Annotated in this window: 20 protein-coding genes and 1 other annotated feature; of the genes, 14 read left to right on the forward strand and 6 right to left on the reverse strand. The window is 38.2% G+C overall.

Annotated elements, in window-relative coordinates:
* Nucleotides 1-219 precede the first annotated feature (219 nt).
* Complete coding sequence (locus PX700_RS16275) at nucleotides 220-1767, reverse strand: methyl-accepting chemotaxis protein (RefSeq protein WP_479521282.1); 1548 nt, start codon at nucleotides 1765-1767, stop codon at nucleotides 220-222.
* A gap of 584 nt (nucleotides 1768-2351) precedes the next feature.
* Here PX700_RS16275 and gshA point away from each other — a divergent pair.
* On the forward strand, nucleotides 2352-3929 hold the full coding sequence (gene gshA / locus PX700_RS16280; protein ID WP_479521283.1) for a glutamate--cysteine ligase: 1578 nt from the start codon (nucleotides 2352-2354) through the stop codon (nucleotides 3927-3929).
* Nucleotides 3930-4072: 143 nt separating this feature from the next.
* Nucleotides 4073-4684, forward strand: coding sequence for a transglycosylase SLT domain-containing protein (locus tag PX700_RS16285; protein WP_166419225.1), 612 nt, complete (start codon nucleotides 4073-4075; stop codon nucleotides 4682-4684).
* 57 nt (nucleotides 4685-4741) lie between these two features.
* On the opposite strand, the gene PX700_RS16290 is transcribed toward PX700_RS16285, so the two are convergent.
* Nucleotides 4742-6010, reverse strand: coding sequence for an HlyC/CorC family transporter (locus PX700_RS16290; RefSeq protein ID WP_197178274.1), 1269 nt, complete (start codon nucleotides 6008-6010; stop codon nucleotides 4742-4744).
* A gap of 61 nt (nucleotides 6011-6071) precedes the next feature.
* A complete protein-coding gene (locus PX700_RS16295; protein ID WP_197178265.1) occupies nucleotides 6072-6878 on the reverse strand; it encodes a cytochrome C assembly family protein in 807 nt (268 codons plus the stop codon).
* A 253-nt stretch (nucleotides 6879-7131) separates the two neighbouring features.
* On the opposite strand from PX700_RS16295, the gene ffh reads away from it, so the two are divergent.
* The 6 genes from ffh to tyrA all read left to right on the forward strand — a co-directional run bounded on the left by ffh (nucleotide 7132) and on the right by tyrA (nucleotide 12109).
* Nucleotides 7132-8511, forward strand: a complete 1380-nt coding sequence (ffh, locus tag PX700_RS16300) for a signal recognition particle protein (RefSeq protein ID WP_479521284.1) — start codon at nucleotides 7132-7134, stop codon at nucleotides 8509-8511.
* A 260-nt stretch (nucleotides 8512-8771) separates the two neighbouring features.
* Entirely contained in the window at nucleotides 8772-9020 is a 249-nt protein-coding gene (rpsP, locus tag PX700_RS16305; RefSeq protein ID WP_002962192.1) for a 30S ribosomal protein S16, read from the forward strand.
* Between the two features lie 17 nt (nucleotides 9021-9037).
* Nucleotides 9038-9574 carry a ribosome maturation factor RimM gene (rimM, locus tag PX700_RS16310; RefSeq protein ID WP_166419221.1) on the forward strand — a complete coding sequence of 179 codons (537 nt, stop codon included), beginning with the start codon at nucleotides 9038-9040 and terminating at the stop codon, nucleotides 9572-9574.
* Nucleotides 9574-10341, forward strand: a complete 768-nt coding sequence (gene trmD, locus PX700_RS16315) for a tRNA (guanosine(37)-N1)-methyltransferase TrmD (RefSeq protein ID WP_165729152.1) — start codon at nucleotides 9574-9576, stop codon at nucleotides 10339-10341. Before rimM ends, trmD begins: the two co-directional genes overlap by 1 nt.
* 33 nt (nucleotides 10342-10374) lie before the next feature.
* The gene (gene rplS, locus PX700_RS16320; RefSeq protein ID WP_007581406.1) at nucleotides 10375-10734 is read left to right on the forward strand and encodes a 50S ribosomal protein L19; all 360 of its coding nucleotides are present in this window, start codon (nucleotides 10375-10377) and stop codon (nucleotides 10732-10734) included.
* A 241-nt stretch (nucleotides 10735-10975) separates the two neighbouring features.
* Nucleotides 10976-12109 (forward strand): bifunctional chorismate mutase/prephenate dehydrogenase, encoded by a 1134-nt coding sequence (tyrA, locus tag PX700_RS16325; RefSeq protein WP_479521285.1) that lies wholly within the window; start codon nucleotides 10976-10978, stop codon nucleotides 12107-12109.
* Between the two features lie 59 nt (nucleotides 12110-12168).
* Here tyrA and PX700_RS16330 read toward each other — a convergent pair whose 3' ends face one another.
* Nucleotides 12169-13326, reverse strand: a complete 1158-nt coding sequence (locus PX700_RS16330) for a chorismate mutase (RefSeq protein ID WP_479521286.1) — start codon at nucleotides 13324-13326, stop codon at nucleotides 12169-12171.
* A gap of 44 nt (nucleotides 13327-13370) precedes the next feature.
* Nucleotides 13371-13488: a sequence feature (Phe leader region), on the reverse strand.
* A gap of 199 nt (nucleotides 13489-13687) precedes the next feature.
* Here PX700_RS16330 and PX700_RS16335 point away from each other — a divergent pair.
* Nucleotides 13688-16690: a bifunctional diguanylate cyclase/phosphodiesterase gene (locus PX700_RS16335; RefSeq protein ID WP_479521287.1), complete on the forward strand. Its 3003-nt coding sequence runs from the start codon at nucleotides 13688-13690 to the stop codon at nucleotides 16688-16690.
* A gap of 44 nt (nucleotides 16691-16734) precedes the next feature.
* On the opposite strand, the gene PX700_RS16340 is transcribed toward PX700_RS16335, so the two are convergent.
* Complete coding sequence (locus PX700_RS16340) at nucleotides 16735-17064, reverse strand: SUI1 family translation initiation factor (RefSeq protein WP_479521288.1); 330 nt, start codon at nucleotides 17062-17064, stop codon at nucleotides 16735-16737.
* Nucleotides 17065-17198: 134 nt separating this feature from the next.
* Here PX700_RS16340 and PX700_RS16345 point away from each other — a divergent pair, with 134 nt between their 5' ends.
* The 4 genes from PX700_RS16345 to PX700_RS16360 all read left to right on the forward strand — a co-directional run bounded on the left by PX700_RS16345 (nucleotide 17199) and on the right by PX700_RS16360 (nucleotide 21140).
* Entirely contained in the window at nucleotides 17199-17504 is a 306-nt protein-coding gene (locus PX700_RS16345; protein ID WP_415637746.1) for an STAS domain-containing protein, read from the forward strand.
* A complete protein-coding gene (locus PX700_RS16350; RefSeq protein WP_479521289.1) occupies nucleotides 17504-19153 on the forward strand; it encodes a SpoIIE family protein phosphatase in 1650 nt (549 codons plus the stop codon). Before PX700_RS16345 ends, PX700_RS16350 begins: the two co-directional genes overlap by 1 nt.
* A gap of 56 nt (nucleotides 19154-19209) precedes the next feature.
* Nucleotides 19210-19869: a GAF domain-containing protein gene (locus PX700_RS16355; protein WP_479521290.1), complete on the forward strand. Its 660-nt coding sequence runs from the start codon at nucleotides 19210-19212 to the stop codon at nucleotides 19867-19869.
* 80 nt (nucleotides 19870-19949) lie between these two features.
* A complete protein-coding gene (locus PX700_RS16360) occupies nucleotides 19950-21140 on the forward strand; it encodes an amino acid aminotransferase (protein WP_415637743.1) in 1191 nt (396 codons plus the stop codon).
* A gap of 80 nt (nucleotides 21141-21220) precedes the next feature.
* On the opposite strand, the gene PX700_RS16365 is transcribed toward PX700_RS16360, so the two are convergent.
* On the reverse strand, nucleotides 21221-22423 hold the full coding sequence (locus PX700_RS16365; RefSeq protein ID WP_010554637.1) for an aromatic amino acid transport family protein: 1203 nt from the start codon (nucleotides 22421-22423) through the stop codon (nucleotides 21221-21223).
* A 215-nt stretch (nucleotides 22424-22638) separates the two neighbouring features.
* On the opposite strand from PX700_RS16365, the gene PX700_RS16370 reads away from it, so the two are divergent.
* Entirely contained in the window at nucleotides 22639-23499 is an 861-nt protein-coding gene (locus tag PX700_RS16370; RefSeq protein ID WP_479521291.1) for a DMT family transporter, read from the forward strand.
* The last annotated feature ends 280 nt before the right edge of the window (nucleotides 23500-23779 follow it).

Here is a 23779-nt window from a genome sequence, read left to right on the forward strand (position 1 = left end):
CCAGACTTGTGATCAAGAGACAGCTGAAATAGCGGCTTTTTAATGTTTATCTAGGTATTATACCAACTTGCATAAATCTTTGATCAATTTAACGAATTAAATTGCACTATAACGTCGTTAAAAATTTTTTATTTAGAACAACTAGATACAAAAATTTTTGCCTAGTTCTAGCGTAATTTTCTTTACGTTAAATAGACCCCATATATAAGCAGATTGGTATTAAACTTTAAAGGTTAGTAATAAATCGTTAACTCTACACGAACCTTCAACAAGCTCAGCTGCTCCCGTTGCCACATTAAAGCTTAAGCTTAAGTTTTCATCACCAAAGTCTTTAATTTGCGAAACATTATTACTAATGTCGTTACTAACCATTTGTTGCTCTTCTGCAGCCGATGATGTTTGTATAGCCAAATGAGATATTTCACTAATTTGAGTAAAAATCTCCTCAAGTTCAACTTGGGTTTTATCTGTTGTCAGAACACAGTTATCAGCTTGTGTTTTAGTGCGTTGCATTACTTTAGACCAGCTAAATAAAGTGTCCTGTATTTCCTTAATAGAGCTATGGATTTGCGTTGTTGCATTTTGAGTACGAGACGAAAGAGTCCTTACCTCGTCGGCGACTACAGCAAAGCCTCGGCCATGTTCTCCTGCTCTAGCTGCTTCTATTGCTGCATTTAGGGCAAGTAAGTTAGTTTGATCGGCAATTCCCTCTATTTCACTCATTACCTTACCAATTTTGTCGGCTTCAGAGGCTAAGCTGGTGGCTGTGGTTGCAGCCTCTTCTACTTGAAAAGCTAAATCAGATACCATTTTACTATTATCGGCAATATGCTCTTTTATTTCAGAGCAGCTTTGATGGGTGTTATTTACTTTATCAGCTGTTTGAGAAGTATTTACTGATATTTCCCCAATGGTCGAACTCATTTGGGTCATCGCGGATGCAATTTGCTCTAAACGTTCACCTTGTGAAGAAATACCTTTTTCAGTAAGCGTTGATTGTTTATCTAGATTAGTGGCGATGCCATTAAAGCTTAATGTGGAATCCTTCATACGGCCAAGAACAGTACGTAACTTTGCACTTAGCATTTGCTCTCTATAATCACTTACACTGTGGGGTGTGTGGCCGCTGTAAATATAACGAGAGACTGAATCAGCTGTTGCTTTTTGATCGCGCAATATTTTGGGAGTAACAATGAGTTCGTCATAATTTAACACAATAACCAAAGCGCAAATAAATAGGCTAATTGCAGCTATTGTGATTGAGCCCGCAACAGCGATAAAAATTAGCCAAAGTAGTAGACATATAAAAGTAATACTTTGTCTTATTGTGGTGTGTTCTCGCAGATTAAATAATGATTTGTTAGTATTTATTTTGTTGTAAAGAGTTTGTGCGCGTTGTTTAAGCTGTGAGCTTGCTTTGGTTCTTACTGATTGATAACCAATGAGCTGACCATGTTCAAATATAGGGGTTACAAAGGCATCTACCCAGTAATAGCGACCATCTTTACAGCGGTTTTTAACCATACCGCGCCAAGAGTGTTCTTGCTTTAGTGTTGTCCACATTTCTTTAAAAGCAGCTTTTGGCATGTCAGGGTGACGAACAATATTATGATGCTGACCGATAAGTTCTTGCGCGCTATACCCGGCTATAGAACAAAACTCTTGATTGACGTACGTTATTATACCTTTGAGATCGGTAGTAGAAACAAGCTCTTGTGATTCATCAAAGTATACTTCTTCATTTTTCAAGCTTTTATTATTGTGCATTATGTTTATTATCATCCTTTATTGTTGCTGTCATTATATTGGTTACAACCTATAAAGCAAAAAATAGTGTATTCCCTTGTACATTTATAAGGTAAATAATTTTTTTTATTGATCTAGATCAAGTTAAAATGCTGGAAAGATAAATTGAACTTACTTTGAATAAGTTCTGGTCTATTTTTTAGGTTTATATTTTGCTTATTTAATTTATATTTAAATACATATTTAAAGCATTTGAATAATGCCCATAGCAATGGCAATATTACGGCTTAATATAATGATGTTGGTCATATCAAGCGCATGTATAAAATGGGAAATAATTATTAATTTTGAAAAATTATATTGTTCTTAGCAATTTATACCCGTCGCATTAAATAACTGATCTATTACAACGCTAAAAAATAGCACAAGAACAAGGCGAAATTATGACATGTAGTTGTTCTATATAAGTTATTTTTAACGCAGTGAGTGCGCTATTTAATGCGATAAAATGATCATATTTTTAATAAAATGGGTATTAATCTTGAGTCTAAGTAATTAGCCCCCATAACCTTATGATTAAGCCACGTGGCCCGAGGAAATATTTTTTGACAACACATGATTTAGCTAGCGCACTTGAAGCGTTATCAGTAAATGAGCATCAACATGCAATTAAAGGCATTAAACGTGGCATAGAGCGAGAGTCGCTAAGAATACAAGATAATGGTGCTATATCACCTCAAGGTCACCCAAAAGGGGTGGGTAGTGCGTTAACTAACGGCCATATCACAACTGATTTTTCTGAGTCTTTACTAGAATTTATTACCCCAGTTAGTGAATCATCAACGCAAACGCTTAAGCAGTTAAAAGACCTTCAAAAGTTCACTCTAGAAAAAATGGGTGAAGAACTACTTTGGCCTATTAGTATGCCGTGTTTTATTGAACATCAAGACGATATAGTGCTAGCTCAATTTGGTAGTTCTAATACAGGCAAAATGAAAACGCTATACCGTGAAGGATTAAAAAATCGCTACGGTAGTATGATGCAAGCAATTGCGGGCGTTCACTTTAATATTTCATTCCCGGATACGCTTTGGCAGTCGCTTCATTCGTTACGACAAAGTAGTGCAAGCCTTCAAGATTTTATTTCAGAAGGCTATTTATCGCTTATTCGTAATTTTAAACGCGAATTATGGCTAATAAGCTATATGTTTGGCGCATCACCAGCATTATGTAACTCATTTTTACAAGGTCGAAAAACAGACTTACCATTTAAAAAACTAGGTAAAGGAACGCTTTATTTAGAAGTGGGTACTGCATTACGACTAGGTAATTTAGGTTATACAAATAGCGCTCAGTCGTCACTACGCGTAATGTATAACTCGTTAGATGAATATGTAGCGGGCCTTAAAAAAGCAATCAACACACCATCAGAAATTTATGGTGATCTTGATGACTACACGAGTGAAAACCCTAAACAGTTAAATAAAAATATTCTGCAGATTGAAAATGAGTTTTATTCGCCAATCCGCCCTAAACGTAATGCTAAAAGCGGTGAAACACCAACTGACGCACTACTTCGCGCAGGTATTGAATACGTAGAAATTCGTGCATTAGATGTTAACCCGTTTAGTGAAGTCGGTATTGATATTGAGCAAATTCACTTTTTAGATGTGTTTTTAACGTATTGTTTATTGAAAGATTCAGCTCCAATGGATTGGAAAGAACAAGCACGTAGTACTGAAAACCTCGACACAGTAGTAAATCAAGGTCGAGAAAAAGGGCTCATGCTTAACTTTAATAACACACAACGTAGTCTTCAATCGTGGGGCGATGAAATATTTACGCAGCTTACTGATGTCGCTAAATGGATGGATAATGCTTATGGTGTCGACTATTACTCAGAGACTATAAAACGTATGGCGACGTGGATACATAACCCAGAGCTTACTTACTCTGGACGATACGTTTCACAATTAAAAGAGTCTGGTTTAGACAACGGGCACTTTGCACTAGCATTGGCTAGTAAATATAAGCAAAGCCATGTAGATACTGATTACAGTGAGTTTTTAAAGCCTTGGCTGGAACAACAAGTTGTAGAGTCTAACGAAGCACAAGCTGCAATTGAGCAAGCAGATACCCAGTCATTTACTGCGTTTTTAGATGCGTATTTTGACGGTAAATAATTTGGGTATTTAGTAAAATTTAAGCAAAAAAACGCAGCCCATGTTGGCTGCGTAAATATATTCAGGGATGAATTAATGCTGTACTGCTGCATTCATTGAGTCAGACCCACACTTTTTAGAAAAGTTCTGTGAGATCTTAGAAAATGAAAAAAAATGCAATTATTTTATCTCTCGCCATTACTTTAGCTGGCTGTGCTACGGCTCCTCCAAAGCAACCTAACGATCTATGTAAAATTTTTGAAGAAAAGCCAGATTGGTATTTTGACGCAAAAGACGCGCAAGAAAAGTGGGGTTCTCCAAAGCATGTGCTTATGAGTATGATGTACCAAGAAAGCTCATTTAGACATGATGCAGCTCCACCTATGGAGTACTTTTTATGGATAATTCCAACTGGACGTGCAAGTGATGCTTATGGCTATTCGCAAGCTAAAACCCCAACGTGGTCTGATTATATTCGTGAAACAGGCAATAATGGTGCTGATAGAGACGACTTTGACGATGCAATCGACTTTATGGCGTGGTTTGTTTATAAAACCCATAAGGTAAATAAAATCTCTAAATGGGATGCTTACGCACAGTACCTTAATTACCATGAAGGCTGGGGTGGATATAAGCGTGGCACGTACAAAAAGAAAAAGTGGTTAATGGGTGTCGCAAACAAAGTTAAACACAGAGCGAGCCGTTATGGCGCGCAATTAAAGCGCTGTGAAGATGAGCTTGATAAAGGTTGGTTTGAACGTCTTATATTTGGCTAGATAGTTATTAATGGATATAAAAAAGGAGCCAATTGGCTCCTTTTTACTTAGTGAGAACTAGCGAGAACGCTTATTAGGCTGAATCTTCACCTGTTTTATCATGTTCTCTTTTACTTCGAGTACTTCAATAGGGTATCCCGCGATACGCAAACTAATATTTGCATCGGGAATATCTTCTAAGTATTCAACAATTAAACCGCTCAGAGTTTTAGGGCCGTCTAACGGAAAATCCCAACCCATTTCTTTATTTAAATCGCGTACGTTAGCGCCGCCATCCACAATACATGAGCCATCAGTTTGTGTTTCTACTTCTTCGCTTGGTGTACGAGTTTGCGTAGTTGTGAAATCGCCAACAACTTCTTCTAAAATATCTTCAAGCGTTACTAAGCCTTGAATATCACCGTACTCATCAACTACTAAACCAATACGCTCTTTAGATTGCTGAAATTTTAACAGCTGAGTATTTAGTGATGTACCTTCAGGGATAAAGTAAATTTCGCGAACAGCGCGCAGCAAAGAGGGTTTATCAAATTGCTCTTTTGTAAGCAGACGAAGTGCATCACGAGAGTGAATAAAGCCTACTGCATCATCTATATTATCGCGATACAACAACACTCGAGTATGCTGAGCATGGGTAAGCTGGCGACTAATTAGTTTCCAGTCGTCGTTAATATCAATCGCCACAATTTCGTTTCGTGGGATCATAATATCTTCAACAGTTACCTGCTCTAAATCTAAAATGGAGGTCAGCATGCTTTGGTGGCGAGCAGGAATAAGTGCACCTGACTCATTGAGTACTGTTTTTAATTCTTCTTTACTCATGCTGTGTTCGTCGATTTGTGCGGCACTAATACCAAATAATCGTAGTATTCCGTTGGTCATCCAGTTAATAACAACCACTAAAGGGAACATTATTTTAAGTAGCCCTTTTAAAATAATAGAGCTTGGAAAGGCAACTTTTTCAGGGTAAAGAGCAGCAAGGGTTTTAGGGGTTACTTCAGCAAATATAAGCACGACTAAAGTTAACACACCTGTTGCTATTGCAATACCGAGGTCACCATAAAGACGAATACCTATAATGGTTGCAACTTGGGCTGCTGCAATATTAACAAGGTTATTACCGATTAAGATTAAACCGATGAGCCTATCTGGACGGCTAAGTAATTTACTGACTCGTTTAGCTGCACGATGATCCTCTTTAGCTAGGTGTCGCAGGCGTATACGATTGATTGACATAATTCCGGTTTCTGAACCAGAAAAATAAGCAGAAAAAAGCACCAAAAAACCTAAAATGATAAATAGGGTACTTGTCGATATGTCGTCCAACGATGGATCCTTTTCTTATAAATCAATGCGTATTAAGCTAGAGTGAGCAAGCAGAGTCAAGTTAAAACTTATTTAGTATCACTTCTTGTATGAAACGGCTGCCAAAATAAGCGAGTGTGAGGACAAATGCAGCGACCATGATTGTAATAACCACCGGTTTACCGCGCCAACCCTTTTTCATATGACCAATAGCAACAACGGCAAAAATAGCCCACGCAACTAACGACAATATTGTTTTATGAATAAACTCTTTAGCAAACATACCATCAAGAAATACAAATCCTGAAAGTAATGCAAACGTGAGTAATATAGTGCCCAAATTAAGAAGTTGGTAAAGCTGGCGCTCAACAACCATTAAAGGCGGAAGGTGACTGTGTACAATGGCTAAATCTTTACGTTTTAAACGTTTATCAATAAAGTAAAACTGTACACCGTATAAAGTAGCGATAATTAAAATACAGTAGGCTAACAAAGAAAGAGAGATGTGCGTTACCAAACCAACGTCAATATTAATACTTTGCAATAAAATATGATGAGGAATAAATAAACTGGCAATTGTTAATAAAGCACCAAAGCCATAAACAACGGGTAATAATAAGGTCGCAGGAAATTTTAGCGAAACAGCAGTTACCGAAACGACAATAACCCAGCAGGTTAGTAAAGCGACATTTACAATACTTAAGTCTTGGCCATCAGCCCTAAAAACAGAATTAACCAATAGAAGCATATGCGCCACTATAGCAACTGTGCTCAAAATGACGGTTACTTTTTGGCTAGGGCCTTGTTGATGAAACAGGCGTGAAAGCACGTGAGACGTTGCTAACACATAAAATAAACTGGCAATAATAGTTAAACTAATAATCAGCATTGTGCTTGGGCCACTTAATTTGAGACAAAATAATCCTTGTTGTTATATGGTCATTGTATTTTATAGCAAAGCAAATGCATAGACCTTAAAAAAAGAAACTCAACAAGGTACACTTGAACACTATATTGTAAGACGCCATATACGGTATACTACTTTTAATTGAAACTTAATAAGTCAATCTAGGTTAATTGAAAAATCAAATTAACCGTAAAATTTAAATGGATTGATATAAACGTCTTATCGGAACCGTTACATGTTTGAGAACCTCCAAGAACGATTAGGTAAAACCTTAAAAAATATCAGTGGCCGTGGCCGTCTGACTGAAGACAACATAAAAGACACACTTCGCGAAGTGCGTATGGCATTTTTAGAAGCCGATGTGGCATTGCCTGTTGTTCGCGAGTTTGTAAAACAAGTTAAAGAACGTGCAGTTGGGGTTGAAGTTACAAAAAGCTTAAGCCCAGGCCAAGTATTTATAAAAATAGTGCGTGAAGAACTAGAAAAAGCAATGGGTGAAGCTAATGAAGAGCTAAGCCTTAATGCGCAACCGCCAGCCGTTGTAATGGTAGCGGGTCTACAAGGTGCGGGTAAAACCACCAGTGTAGCTAAGCTTGCTAAGTTTTTAAAAGAACGAAAAAAGAAATCAGTACTTGTAGTAAGTGCCGATGTTTATCGCCCTGCGGCTATTAAACAGCTAGAAACGCTTGCAACAGAAGTTGATGTTGATTTCTTTCCAAGTGATATTTCGCAAAAGCCAGTTGATATTGCAACCGCTGCAATTTCACATGCTAAAAAGAAATTTATAGATGTAGTACTTGTTGATACTGCAGGTCGTTTACATGTTGATAGCAACATGATGGACGAAATTAAAGATCTTCATAAAGCAATCAACCCAATTGAAACTTTGTTCGTTGTTGATGCAATGACAGGTCAAGATGCGGCGAATACAGCTAAAGCATTCGACGAAGCATTACCACTTACCGGTGTTATATTAACAAAAACCGATGGTGATGCACGTGGTGGTGCTGCTTTATCAATTCGTCATATCACTGGCAAGCCTATTAAGTTTATGGGTGTGGGTGAGCGCACTGACGCACTTGAACCTTTCCACCCAGACCGTATAGCGTCGCGTATTTTAGGCATGGGTGACGTACTTTCATTAATCGAAGAAGTCGAGATGAAAGTAGATAAAGAGCAAGCTGCCAAAGTTGCTGAAAAAGTATTTAAAGGCGCAGGTTTTACCCTTGATGACTTTGCTGATCAATTAAAGCAAATGAAAAACATGGGTGGCATGATGTCGATGCTCGATAAACTGCCTGGTATGTCTAACTTACCAGATGCGGTTAAAGGTCAAATGGGTGATAAAACATTTATCCAAATGGAAGCTATTATTAGCTCAATGACCAAAAAAGAGCGCGCACGCCCAGAAATCATTAAAGGTTCGCGTAAAAAACGTATAGCCGCTGGCTCTGGTACACAAGTACAAGAGATCAATAAGTTGCTTAAGCAGTTTACGCAAATGCAAAAAATGATGAAAAAGATGAAAGGTAAAGGCGGCATGACTAAAATGATGCGCGGTATGAAAGGCATGTTACCACCTGGAATGATGGGTGGCGGTGGTCCTAAATTTTAAAAAGTACCATTAAGTTACTTTTTAAAATAATAGCGAATCATATTTAAAGGAGCAAATAGCTCCTTTTTTGTTGAATAAATTATGCATGTAATGCACCTTTAACTCTGATTTGTCGTTGAGATCACGGTTTAACCTACTAAACTGCCTTTTTGCTTCACTTCTTACTTGCGTTATTGCCAAAAACTCGTACAATTCCCCAGCTCCCCATTCTGGGGAGTAAATCTTATTAATGAAAACAGTCAATCTTTATAGAGGACGGTATGGTAACTATTCGTTTGCAACGTGGTGGCGCTAAAAAACGCCCTTTCTATCAAATTGTGGTTGCGGATAGCCGTTTCTCGCGTGACGGTCGCTTCATCGAGAAAGTAGGCTTTTTTAACCCAATTGCTTCAGGTCAAGAAGAAAAAATTCGTTTAGATTTACCACGTGTTGAACACTGGGTAGGTCAGGGCGCATCTCTTTCAGATCGCGTAGCTAAGTTAGTAAAAGACGCTCGTAAAGCGGCTTAATAGGCGTAAGTGTAACCATGAGTCAAGAGAACACCTCATCAATAATTGTCGTAGGAAAGCTCGGTGCCCCATATGGTATAAAGGGCTGGCTTAAGGTACATTCATTTACTGATGATCCCGTAGGGATCTTCGATTTCAGCCCGTGGTTGATAGGGCAGCAAGGTAAATGGCAGTCCTTAGAAGTGGTCGACTGGCGTCGCCACAACAAAGGCTTTATCGCTAAATTTGCGCAGGTAAACGACCGAGACGAAGCAATGGCTTATACCCATGCTGAAATCTCAATGGATTCAGCGCATTTACCAGAACTCCCGCAAGGTGAGTTTTATTGGCGAGATCTCATTGGCATGTCTGTTGTAACTGATAAAGGTTATAGCTTAGGCATTGTTGATGACCTGATGGAGACAGGATCAAATGACGTTCTGGTTGTGAAAGCAAACAGTAAAGATGCATTTGGTCAAGCTGAGCGTTTAATTCCTTTTTTAACTGATTCAGTTATTAAAGACGTTAAATACGACGCAAGAGAAATTACCGTAGACTGGGATCCTGGTTTTTAATGACGCAAACTAGTTCATTATGGGTAGGGGTGATAAGCCTTTTTCCAGACATGTTTGACGCTATTACAGACCAAGGTGTTACCGGTCGCGCAGTAAAAAATGGTTTAATTGATTTTAACTGCTGGAATCCGCGAGACTATGCTTTAGATAAGCATAGAACCGTAGATGACCGTCCTTACGGGGGCGGACCGGGTATGTTAATGATGGTTGAGCCATTAAAAAAAGCGATTGCCGAAGCTAAAAAAGCAGCTGGTGATGGTGCTAAAGTAATTTATATGTCCCCGCAAGGGCGCAAACTTGATCAGCAAGGCGCTAGCGAACTCGCTAGTTCTAAAAAACTGATTTTGATTGCCGGTCGCTATGAAGGTATAGATGAGAGAATAATAGAATCATACGTTGACGAAGAATGGTCAATTGGTGATTTTATTTTGAGTGGTGGTGAACTACCTGCCATGACATTAATTGACGCAGTAGCGCGATTAGTGCCGGGTGTGTTAGGTCATAATCAGTCAGCAGAACAAGATTCGTTTTCGGATGGCTTGTTAGATTGTCCACACTATACACGACCAGAAACATTGGACGACAAACAGGTTCCTGCTGTATTACTCAGTGGTAACCACCAAGAGATAGCAAAATGGCGGCTTATGCAGTCATTAGGCAGAACTTGGTTACGACGTCCTGACTTGTTGCATAACCTAGCTCTGACTGAGGAGCAAGCGGTATTACTCGCGAAATTTCAGCAAGAGTACCAAAAAGCTTGTGGCTAGAAGACAGTTACACCTAGGAAAGTGAGAAACATAATGGCAAAAGTAAACCAAAATATTATTAAAGCGCTTGAAGATGAGCAGCTTAAAACAGACGTACCTGCATTCGGCCCTGGTGATACAGTGGTTGTACAGGTAAAAGTAAAAGAAGGTGCTAAAGAGCGTCTACAGGCCTTTGAAGGTGTTGTAATCGCTAAGCGTAATCGTGGTCTTCACTCAGCATTCACAGTTCGTAAAATCTCGAACGGTGAAGGCGTTGAGCGTGTATTCCAAACGCACAGCCCTCTTATTGATAGCGTAACAGTTAAGCGTCGCGGTGCAGTTCGCCGTGCTAAGCTTTACTATCTACGTGAGCGTTCTGGTAAATCTGCACGTATTAGAGAAAAACTTAACTAATACGCGCTGTTTATCAACGCAAAAAACGGGTTGCATCCTTCGGGTTGCAACCCGTTTTGGTTTTAGAATATTATTTTCTCAATTCTCAATTCTCAATTCTCAATTCTCAACCCCTCATCAGTAAAATTTCCGCTTTAACCTTTTCTCAGTTAACCGATCCTGTTAGTATTTATCGTATTGATTAGTTTACTTTTATGTAAATTTATATTTACGTTATTTGGTTTTTTAAGGTGGTATGAACGTGGCTGACATAAATGATTTAGCACAGCTAAGAGAAGGTATAGATGAATGTGACGCGCAACTTGTTGCCTTACTTGCTAAACGTAATGGTATTACGCAAAAAATTGGTGAGATAAAACAACAAACAGGTGCGTCTTTACATGCACCGGATCGTGAAGCAGAGCTATTAGCAGCAAGACGACAAGAAGCAATAAATCAAAATGTAAGCCCAGATCTCGTTGAAGATATACTTAGACGCATGATGCGAGAAGCCTATCAAAACCAACAAGCAAAACTTGCATGCGCAGCGCCAGAGCTTTCGCCAATTGTGATTGTAGGTGGTCAAGGTGCCATGGGGCAGTTATTTGCACAGCAGTTTATTCGCTCAGGTTACGACGTTAAAATTTTAGATAAAGATCAGCAAAACGATGCACAAAATATCTTAAAAGGTGCCAAGCTAGTAATGATTAGCGTACCAATTAATGCATTGGACGCAGTGGTTGCAAAGCTACCTAAACTAGATGATGACTGTTTACTCGTCGACATTACATCGGTAAAGCAATCACCTATTAAAGCACTAAAAGCTGCGCATAGCGGCCCCGTTGTTGGTTTACACCCTATGTTTGGGCCTGATATATCACATTGGGTAAAACAAACAGTCGTTGTATGTGAAGGGCGAGAGCACCAAGCAGCAAAAGGCTTATTACAGCAGTTACAAGTATGGGGTTGCCAGCTTGTTGAGCTTGATGCTAAAAAGCACGATGAGGCAATGCAAATTATTCAGGTAATGCGCCACTTAACAACATTTGTATACGGGCAGTTTTTAGCTAAGCAAAGCCATACGTTAGAAGAGCTGCGCAGTTGCTCTTCGCCAATATATCAATTAGAGCTGATGATGGTGGGGCGCTTATTTGCACAGTCGCCAGAGTTGTATTCTGACATTATGCTCGCACAATTTGATGATGTAGAGAACCTACTTGCACAATACCAAGATACCTTTGCAAGTACATTAGCTAAATTAAAAGCGGGAGATAAAGCCGCGCTAATTGATTCTTTTGCGCAAGCTAAAGCTTACTTTTCTGACTCGACAGAACACTTTTTAACGCAAAGTAGAAGCTTATTAAACAAAGCCAATGATTCAAAGGTTTTAGACTAATAGTTGCTAACTAACTAAAAAAGGGCCGATATCGGCCCTTTTTGATTTATAAAATTTTATTAAGTATTAACGCTTACAGCCTGTAATGATTCGCTTTGGTAGCAGCCTAAAATGCGTACATATTGAGTGTGCTCTTTAAGTTCTTCTAACGCTTCTTTTACCTGTTTATCAGCTAAGTTTGCTTCAAGATCTACATAAAACACTTCTTCCCACGGATTGCCCGGAGTTGGGCGCGACTCAAGTTTTACTAAATTAATCTTATGCTGTTTAAAAATCATCAACGCATCGGCTAGTGAGCCCGCTTGTTGTTTTGTCGACATGATCAAACTCGTTTTAGTTGGAATTTGGTTAGACACTTGTAAAGGCTTACGTGCAACAACAATAAAGCGGCTATGGTTTTCGCTTTGATTAGCTAGGTTTGATTTAATAACCTCAAGCCCTACGTTTTTTCCCGCTTGTGCAGAGCCAATTGCAGCGCTGTGTGGTGTGTTCAGGGCTGATTGTAGTGCGCTTGATGTTGAGTCACATGTTTCGTGTTGTAAATCACCTAAGCCCTGTAAAAAACGGCTGCACTGCGCAAATGGTTGCGGATGTGCAAATATTTTTGTTAGTTGGCTAAGTTCAGTATCAGGGTTTGCGAGTAAGCAATGCTCTACACTGTGAGTGACTTCTCCAACAATAGAGACTTGTGCGTGCTGTAATAAGTCAAACACCTCGTTAATACTGCCAGAGCTTGTATTTTCAATTGGCAGTAAACCAAAATCAGCTTGTCCGTTTTCTACTTTACCTGTTATTTCGTCAAATGAGGTACAGCCAATTTCAACTAATTTACCCGGGCGGCGGCTAAAATATTTATGGCATGCTAGTTGGCTATAAGAACCTTGACCACCTAAGTAAGTTACACGGTGTGTTTCACTAAGGGCATCTGGATTCAGGTTTTTTTGTAGCATTGCTTGTTGGTGTAAAACAGAGTCTTCCAAAATAGTTTGAAAAACATTGTTTACGTAATAAGCATCTAAACCAAGCGATTTACCATAACCAATTAGTTTTTCTAAAAGAGCGAGTTCACGTGCTTCATCGCGTATAGGCTTGTTATTGGCAATTTTGTATTCAACAACACCGTGGCTAATACGACGGCGTTTAGCTAATAACACCAGTAAGTCGGAGTCTATTTCATTTATGTCGTGTCTTAGGGCATTTAATACATCATTTGTCATTTTGGTATCCTCATTCCAAAAGTAAGCTGTTATTACACAGCAAAAACAAAAAAGCCTCCCGGTTGGGAGGCTTTACTATTCGATTGATTTTATCTCACAAACAGGGAAGCCTCTTCTATATAAAGAAGCTAAAAAACGAAAAAAAAGTGCGAGAGATAAATATGTTCATGCAGTTAATGTATGGAGAGTTGCTAACAATGTCAATAACGATACGGCGCTAAATAAGCACAGAGCGCTATTTATTTGATCATAATTAGTTTTTAGTGATATTTAACAAATAATTTATATATATGAAGTCAGATCTGATATATTTCGTTAACTGGTTCAAATAATAACAATTATTAATAATTAAGGTTGACCCGTGGTTTACAGACGCCCTCCATCGCGTTTTGGATTAAATTCTTTAAGTGTAAAACTTTCACTGCTTATATCTGCTATTTGTTTAATAGCAGGAGTATGTGCGGCTGCCTTAATGCTTAAATCTGAAGAGAAACAACTTGTATTTGAAGAACACGAGGTATTAAAAAGTTCGACAGATTTATTAGTAAAACAATTTAATGAGCGTATTAAAACAAAAATAAATATTGCTCAGCAAGCTAATAACGTAGTGACAGAGCAGCTTTTTCAACCCAATTCACCAATTAATTTAAACAATAAATCACAGTTACAGTTTAATAGCGACGGCACAATTCGAAGTGCCTCTGCCGACGGATTATCTGCCGCATTTTTACCACAGCAAAATTACTCTCCTTTTTACAAACGCCTGTTTAATGATTCTGAAATGTTGTGGCGTATAATTTCTCCGACTCTGGTACATGACTTCTTTAATTTTTATTTAATAACTGATGATGATTTTATTCGTGTTTCTCCTCCAAACTGGGCACTAAACGCACCTGCCGAGTTTAGAGTAACGCAAGGGTCAACGTATAAATATATTAAAAGTACATTAAGAGCAGAGCGAAAGCCTGCATGGTCAAAAGTTTATTACGATACAGTATGGCGCAAGTGGGTTATGAGCTTACTAGTGCCTGTTTATGTTGATAACGCATTTTTAGGTGTGACGGGGAGCGATATTTCTCTCAATAAACTTATTTCTTTTTTACCTGTTGGTGATAAAGAAAAACACCTACTTGTGTTTGATAGCAAAGGGCAATTGTTAGCGCATCCGAGTCTAAACCCTGCATTATTAGCTGACTACGGTAGTGATAATAAAACACTCGCTACTAACGAATTTGTAAACCCAGAACTACAGTCGATTATTGACGATGCAATTGCGGTAAAGTTACCTGAATATGCAAATGCATTTGAACAAAATAATGAAGCCCATATTATTAATATTCGTAAGATTGATGATTTAGATTGGTATATCGGGGTTTACAAAAAACGTTCATCTACGTTATCTGCGTTACAAGATTTAAAACTGAAATTTTTTGGCCTCTTTATTTTATACGCAATATTAGTTGCTTTATTGCTACATCAGGCACTTTATCAATTAGTGCTGCGTCGTCTACATACATTAGTATATGCGGTAACGAACTTTGGTCGAGGGCAATTAACAACTGAGTTCCCACCAGAAAACAAAGATGAAATTGGTACACTTAATGGCTCATTTAGAGACATGACGGTAGAAATTCGTAAACTTATCGATGGTTTAAACCAAAGAATTACTGAAAAAGAAATTGCCGAAAAAGCTGCGAATCGATTATCTAAAGCGGTGGCTTTCTCGGGCACCGGCGTTGTGATAACAAACGAAAACTTTGTTATTGAATATGTAAACCCCAAAATGCTTGAAATGACAGGCTACCCAGAAAGTCATTTTAACCGAGCGCCATTACTTAATATTATCGCCTCAGAAATGGCTATTTTAGTTGAAGATATAGACATAGATTTACGCAGCCGTAATTACTGGCGAGGCGACACATTAATTCAAGGCTTAAATAAAGAACCTATTTGGGTGTCCTTAAGCATCTCGCCAATTCGCGAAGACAGCGGTGAAATAACAAGCTATATCGCATCAGCACAAGATATTTCATTTGTAAAAGAAAGCCAGCGTAAAATGGAACAGCTTGCTTACTTTGACACCCTTACAGGCCTTGCCAACAGAACGTTCTTTAGAATGCAATTACGTAAATCAATGGCATTGGCAGAGCGAGGGCATTATGCATTTGCATTGTTTTATTTCGACTTAGACGAATTTAAACGTATTAACGACACACTAGGCCACGATGCTGGCGATCAATTATTAATTGAAGTGGCAAACAGGCTTAAAAAACGTTTAAGAGCAGAAGATACGATTGCACGTTTAGGTGGCGATGAGTTTGCAGTGTTACTTAGTGGTATAGAAAGCCAAGAGCACGCGGCAGATGTTGCTAATACTATTCAAAAAACATTGAATGTGCCTATAAAGCTAGGTAGCAATGAAGTCATTGTGAGCGCTAGTATTGGTATAACTATGGCTCCATACGATAGCCTAGAGGAAGATCAGTTACTCAAACATGCTGATTTGGCAATGTATGAAGCCAAAGCAAAAGGACGCAATACATTCCATTTTTATAGCCAAGAATTGAACGCAGCTGCAAATGAGCGTTTATTTATTGAAAATGAGCTACGTATAGCATTAAAAGAAAAACAATTCGTTGTTTACTACCAACCTCAAGTCGACAGTCGTACTCATCAGGTCGTTGGCTACGAAGCGTTATTAAGATGGTTTCACCCAGCGGAAGGGTTGATCTCTCCAGATAAATTTATCCCTATTGCTGAGGCAACTGGCCTTATAGTTGAATTAGGTGAATGGGTACTTCAAGAGTCTTGTGATTTTGCCGTAAGATTAACGGAGCAAGGTCTAGAAAATAATATATCAATAAACTTATCTGCTCGTCAGTTTAAAGATTCGAGTCTAGTATCTACGCTGAGTAAAATGATAATTAGATCGGGTGTTTCGGCTAAGCGCCTTCATTTAGAATTGACCGAAAGTATGTTGATGGGTAACGTTGAAGCTGCTATTACTCAACTGCATGAATTAAAAGCGCTAGGTGTATCAATTTCTATTGATGATTTTGGTACGGGTTATTCATCACTTAGTTACTTAAAGCGATTCCCAGTTGATATATTGAAAATTGACCGTTCATTTGTAAAAGATATCCCTGAGGATACAAATGACATGGAAATCACTGCGGCTATTATTGCTATGGCACAAAAGTTAAAGCTAGACGTGGTAGCTGAAGGCGTTGAAACAATAGAGCAAGTGAAATTTTTACAAAATAACAATTGCTTTATTGTGCAAGGTTATTATTTTAGCCCTCCAGTCCCTGAGTGCAATTTACCTAACTTGTATAAAAAGTTAAGTGAACCTTTAAAAAGTTAAGTGAACCTTTAAAAAGTGAAGTAAATAGTTAATAAGATTGTGGATTAACCACCCGCAATCTTAACTTTGAATTTTAACCCTTCTAAAATGGCTCTTAGTTTATCGCGGTCATCACCTTGTACTTCTATAATGCCTTCTTTTACTGCGCCGCCTTGACCCATTTTACTTTTTATGGTTTTAGCCAATTTTTTTAGATCGTGATCTTTTGGATCAATGCCAACAACGAGCATTACGCCTTTGCCTTTACGGCCTTTTGTTTGTCGCTCTATGCGAATAAAACCATCTTTAAAAAGCTTAGCTTCTAACTCTTTTTCTGGTTTTGGCTGGTCAATGCGACCAGTACTTGTTGAATACACTAACTGGCTATCACTCATACCTTACCTTTATAGATACAATAGATTAAATATTGGCGTAAATGATAGCAAATTTGAAGTGGTGTGTTTTTCTTTTTGCTAAATAATTTTAACAGGTTATATTTAATTCAAAGGAAATATTATTGGAGTTTACTATGAGTTTAACTAAGAATGAATCAGTCGATGGCACTACATTAACAATACAAATTAAAGGTAAATTTGACTTTAATTTAGTGCAATCTTTTCGCCAAGCTTATGCCCAAATGAGCGAAAAAACTGTAAAGGTTATTGTTGATTTAAGAGAGACTGACTACATGGATAGCTCAGCACTTGGCATGTTACTTAATATGAAAAAAACAATTGATAGCCAAGTAGAAACTATCGAAATAAGCAATTGCCAACCACAGCTTAGAAAAATTCTACAAATTTCACGTTTTGATAAAAAGTTTGATATTAGCTAATGATACATGTGTTAATTGTTGACGATCAGGCGCTCAATCGCATTTTGCTAAGTAAAATGCTTGAGCAAGAGGGCTATAAAATATCTGTAGCTTATAACGGGCTAGATGCGCTTAATGTACTTAAAAGAGAGCAAATAGACGTTGTTTTACTCGATGTTTTAATGCCTGTAATGGATGGTTTTGAGGCCGCTGAAAAAATAAAGCAGCTGTATAGTGAAGTTTACTTACCGATTATTTTTATAACCTCCTTAGACGATCAGGCAAGCTTTGAGCGCTGCCTTGCAGTAGGCGGCGATGACTTTATTCATAAACCATTTGAAAAAGTTATTCTGCATGCAAAAATTAAAGCACATAGCCGCACCAGAGAACTGAGTAAAAAAGCCAATCAACAAAAAAAATTGCTTGAATATCATCATAATCAAACTGAACGTGAACACGAAATAATTGAACATATTTTTAATAATTCACTAGAAAACCAAGGTAAATTTAAAGAGTATCTCGACTTTAGTTTATCACCTGCCTCTATGTTTAACGGCGATATGTTTTTAGTAGCCCAAAGCCCGATAGGTAATTTGTATTGCATGCTGGGGGATTTTACTGGCCACGGCCTAGCAGCAGCAATTGGCGCATTACCGGTTTCTCGTGTGTTTTACACTATGGTACAAAAAGGCATGGCGATTAATGACATTGCCTGTGAGCTGAATACACTACTGTACAACCTCCTACCTGGACACATGTTTTGTGCTGCAACCATTATAGAGCTCAGTGCATCCGGTAAAAGTGTTTCTGCATGGATGGGCGGCTTACCCGATGCCTACCTAATAGATAAAGACGGTAATGTAAAACAAACATTAGAGTCGCAACATATGGCGCTGGGGATTTTAGACGACCAAGAGTTTGAATATGAAGTTATTCATTTTGAAACAAATAGTAATACACGCCTAGTATTAGCAACCGACGGAATTATAGAAACAGCAAACAAAGAAGATATATTTTTTGGGGAAGAGCGTTTTTTACAAACCTTAAAAAGTAAATCGATGATTAGTAGTGAAGATATAGTGGCTAACGTTACTAAGTTTGCAGATGGTACTAAACAACAAGACGATTTAAGCATTGTTTTACTAAACTGCCTGCCTTTAATTCCTGAGGAGCAAGAGCGAGAAGCATTTTCTACTTTAGCTTTTAATTTATCTTTGAGCTTAAACTCAGAACAAATAAAAAAAACAGACCCCGTTTACGATGTAGTTAATATTTTAAGCAGTGTTGAGGGGTTAAATGCTCACCGCTCTAATATATTTTTACTGTTGTCTGAGGCTTATAATAATGCGCTTGATCATGGTGTATTAGGGCTTAACTCCGAAATTAAAAAACAAGAAGATGGTTTTTTTCGATATTACGAATTAAGAGAAGCAGCTCTGGCTAAACTTACCGATGCCATGATTATTATTGATATGCGCTATTGCCCCGACACACTCAGTTTATATTTTATTATTTGTGATTCAGGCCGAGGGTTTAGTTGTAAGCACGATGAGCTGGCAAAGGTTAATAATGAATTTGGCAGAGGCGTGTCTTTATTAGAAGAAATAGCCGAAAAAGTTACTTATAACGCCAGTGGTAATCAAGTTGAAATGTGCTACAAGTTGAGCTAGCTCTGTAAAAATATCCATGCTATTATTCTCGAAACTTTAGATGTATGGATGGCCAAATGATTTCTTCTTACCTAAAACAAGCACAATTAAGTGCTAATCCTACTTTAATTGCAACAGAGTTTGAAAAGCTTGAGCTGCATCTTACAAACACAACTTTACCTGATGTGCGTTGGGAGTATCAAATACCAGAGCTTGGCGAGGGCGGAGCGTGTAGTTTATTTGGTTACTTACAAGATGAGCCATTCAAATTAACTGACTATCTTAAAGGTGATGAGCAAACACAACTTAAGTTAGCTAATTTACAAAGTATTGTAAGCTACATAGAACAGCAAACAGGCGTTGATTGGTATGGTATTTATCAATCAACTAATACAAGTGAAGGTAAGCAACTGTTAAAATTAGCTTATCATGGTGCGCCTAGTCGCCCGTTGTTTCCTTTAACGCAAGCATTTGCAGCAGGGAGTAATAACGTACAAGTTGCGCTATCTCATCAAGGTCGCATTATTAATAACGTTGAAGCGTATTTGTCACAAGGCGGTGAATACTACACATGCGATCCTAAAGTTAAATCAGAAACCTGCTTACCTTTATTCAACGCACAAAATGAATGTGTTGGTATTATCGATGCAGAAGCCTTTAAAAATGATTTTTTTGATGAAAAGACGCTTGCCGTTTTAATTGCATGTTGTATTAAAATTCCTCACTTTATAGTGTAAATAACGCTAGTCAATATGATGTGCTTTTATGTTAAGCTTAGCTTAACAGCTAACCCCTAAATAACGATAAGAGATAGCCAATGTTCTCAGTATTAAAACCATTACCAACAGATCCTATTCTTGGCCTTATGGCGGCCTATAAACAAGATACAAACCCTAATAAAATTGATTTAGGTGTAGGTGTCTACAAAGATGAGCAAGGCAATACACCGGTTCTTAAAGCGGTTAAAAAAGCTGAAGCGTTTCGTCTTGAAAACGAAATGAGCAAATCTTACATTGGTTTAGCGGGTAATTTAGATTACTGCCAAAAAATGGAGCAGTTATTACTAGGCGAACATCAAGCATTGCTAGCAAATCGCGTACGTACTGCGCAAGCTCCAGGTGGTACGGGTGCACTTCGTGTTGCAGCTGAATTTATTAAGCGTTGTAATACAGACGCGACTGTTTGGGTAACTAACCCAACATGGGCTAACCACATTAGCTTGTTTGAAGCAGCAGGCTTAACAGTAAAAGAATACCCATATTACGATTACGAAAATAAAGATTTACTGTTTGATGAAATGATCAACACACTTAAACAAGTGCCTAAAGGCGATGTGGTTTTACTACATGCATGTTGTCATAACCCAAGCGGTATGGATTTAAACGAAACACAGTGGAACACGGTTGCTGAACTTGCAAAAGAAGTGGGCTTTACACCACTTGTTGATATTGCATACCAAGGTTTTGGTGCTTCGCTTGAAGAAGATGCACGCGGCTTACGTATTTTAGCCGATGCAGTAGAAGAGCTAATTATTTGTTCTTCATGTTCTAAAAACTTTGGCTTATACCGCGAGCGTATTGGTGCATGTTCACTAATTGCAAAAGACAGCGCAGCAGCTGATATTTCAAACTCTGTAATGCTAAGCGTTGTGCGTAGTATTTATTCTATGCCGCCAGCGCATGGTGCCGATATTGTTAATACTATTTTAAGCAGTACTGAGCTTACACAATTATGGCACTCTGAGCTTGATGAAATGCGTAGCCGCATAAATGGCCTACGTAGCTTAATTAAAGAAAGCTTAGCAACGAAAGATATTGCACAAGACTTCTCATTTATTGAGCGCCAAAACGGTATGTTTTCTTTCTTAGGTATTAACAAAGAGCAAATTGCTCGCCTACAAAAAGAATACGGCATTTACATTGTTGGCTCTAGCCGCGTAAATGTTGCAGGTGTTAGTCATTCAAATATTGAATACTTTTCAAATGCTGTAGCTGACGTTTGTAAATAAACGCAGTTAATATAAAAAACCGCACATCATAATGATATGCGGTTTTTTATTATCTAAATTTAAACAAAAAGCAGCAACCTTTAACCGATAGCAGGAATAAGCCCCGCCATTTGCATAAACTGCGCAGCAATAATAGTGATGCCACATATAGCAGCTATACCAAGCCCAACATTCCCGCTTTTAACTTGGTAGCCTGTTTTATTTGATGTTGTACGCTGTTTATAAACCATTGCTACAGGCAAAAATATTGCCAGGACGACAAGTGCTATTGCAGCGTAACCTAAGGCCATAATAAAGCCTTGAGGATAAAATAATGCAAAGCCAAGTGGCGGAATAAACGTAATTAAGGCCGTTTTAATTCGGTCTGTTTTATTGTCACCCTTTTTAAATGCATCAGCAAAAAAATCAAATAACCCTAAACTCACCCCTAAAAATGATGTCGCAAGTGCTAAATCAGCAAATAACTTAACGGCCGTTGCCACACTTGGGTTATGCGCAATACTTGCCACGCTAGATACAAACCCATTAAGACCTTGGCTGTTGAGTAAATCAGCTTGGCTCATAATACCTTGGCTAAGTAGTTGCCAAAAAATATAAATGACTAAAGGTAGGGCGGCTCCAGCAATCATTACTTTGCGCAGTACTTTTATTTCTACACCAACATATTTAACAATAGAAGGGATAGAGCCATGAAAACCAAACGAAGTAAATATAACCGGTATAGCCGAAAGGATTAATCCTTGCTCTACGGGCATCTCTAATAAGTGCTTACCTTGCACATAAGGGGTAAGCATGTAAAACAAACTAGCTAATACAATAATTTTTATTGTAAATAACACTCTATTTAGTTTATCTACCTTGCTAGTGCCTAGCGTTACCACACTTGCAATAATAACAGCGAGGATCACAGAGCCAAACTGTGGGGCTATATTTACATCAAAGCCTATATTTATACGCGCTTGGAGTTGTGCACCACCACCTGCAATATAAGCAGCGCATAAAGCGTAAAATAAAAAAACCATCGAAAAATTCGCAATATATTGTCCGCGCTTTCCAAGCCATAATTTAGCCAATGTATTTAATGTAGCATCGCGTGGTGCATATTGGTGTAGCTCTAACATGAGTAGTGCGGTGTAGGTCATTAGTAACCAGCTAGCAATTATTAATGCAAGTGCAGTACTAAACCCAAGCCCGGCAGATGCAATTGGCAATGCCAACATACCCGCACCAATAGTGGTGCCTGCAACAATTAACATGCTTCCCGTTGTTTTATTTTTAAGCACTTAATTACCTTAATTATTATTAATATTGATGCACCATATAACTAGTTACTCAAATCTCAAATAGTTTTGTAATAAAAGAGCATTATTAAAATGTAACTTACAATTTACAACTGTATTTATTAAAGGCTTTAGTGTTTAAAAAGTACTAAAACACAGTAGTGAGCGTATAATTTATTCTTTGTTTTATTCATTCATATAAAGCGTAGGGATGGCACGTGCCAGTTAGAGTATCGTATTTTTTAATGGTTCTTATATGGTCTACTACACCACTGGGTATAGTGTGGAGTAGTGACACTGTATCGCCAACGCTTGCTGTATTAATGCGAATGCTGGTGGGGCTATTGTTAGGCGGCTTAATTGTTGCTATTACAAATATTAGAGTGCCTTGGAGTAAAAATGCATGCTTACTTTATTTTTATTCGAGTATAGGTATTTTTGGCGGTATGTTGCTGAGCTATATGGCAGCTAAAACAGTCCCTTCTGGTATTATTTCGCTTATGTTTGGCCTTGCACCTATTTTGTCGGGGTTGCTTGCTCAACAGTTATTAAATGAACCTAAATTTAGCCCGATTAAATTAGTTGCGTTAGCGTGCGCCTTAATTGGCTTATATTTTGTTAGTTATAACCAAGTACAAAACTCGCAAACTCAAGGGCTTGGGTTGCTTTATGTGTTTATGGCTGTCTGCTTTTTTAGTTTAAGTGGTGTGATGATCAAGCGTGTACAGATTGCGATTCACCCTATGGCAACAACATTTGGTGCCTTAGTTTTTGTAACTCCACTCTTTTTTATTGCTTGGTGGTTATTAGATGGTGAGTTGCATATACAAAACTGGAGTGCAAAATCATTGTGGGCTATTGGCTATCTAGGAGTATTTGGATCTTTAGTAGGGGCTTTGGCGTATTTTCATGTGCTGCAAAACTTAAATGCAAGTACGGTATCACTTACTACACTTATCACCCCGAGCTTTGCGATAGGCTTAGGGGCTTGGCTAAATAATGAGTCATTAAGCCAAGAACTAATAATTGGTGCGGTTATTATTTTAATTAGTTTGGGCCTGTTTATCTTTCAGGATTAAAATTTGTTCAACCTAGGGGCGATTTAATCGCGGCGCGAGGTTTGTAACCTAGTGGGCTAAGTAAAAACCAAGCAACAAAGAGTAAATAGCCCCTAGGCAGAACCCTTCGGGCAGCGCCTGTTTGGCATTAATGCTACGTTATCGCCCATTTATGGGGAATAACCACACTACATAGGCTCTGCCTTGCCTAAATACCAAACAGCCTGCTGCAAATTCAACCTCGAAAGACAAACAGGCCCCAAGCTTTTTCAATTTGGTGATAAGTTTTTAAGGCGAAAAA

It is taken from the genome of Pseudoalteromonas sp. TP27 (assembly GCF_056470645.1).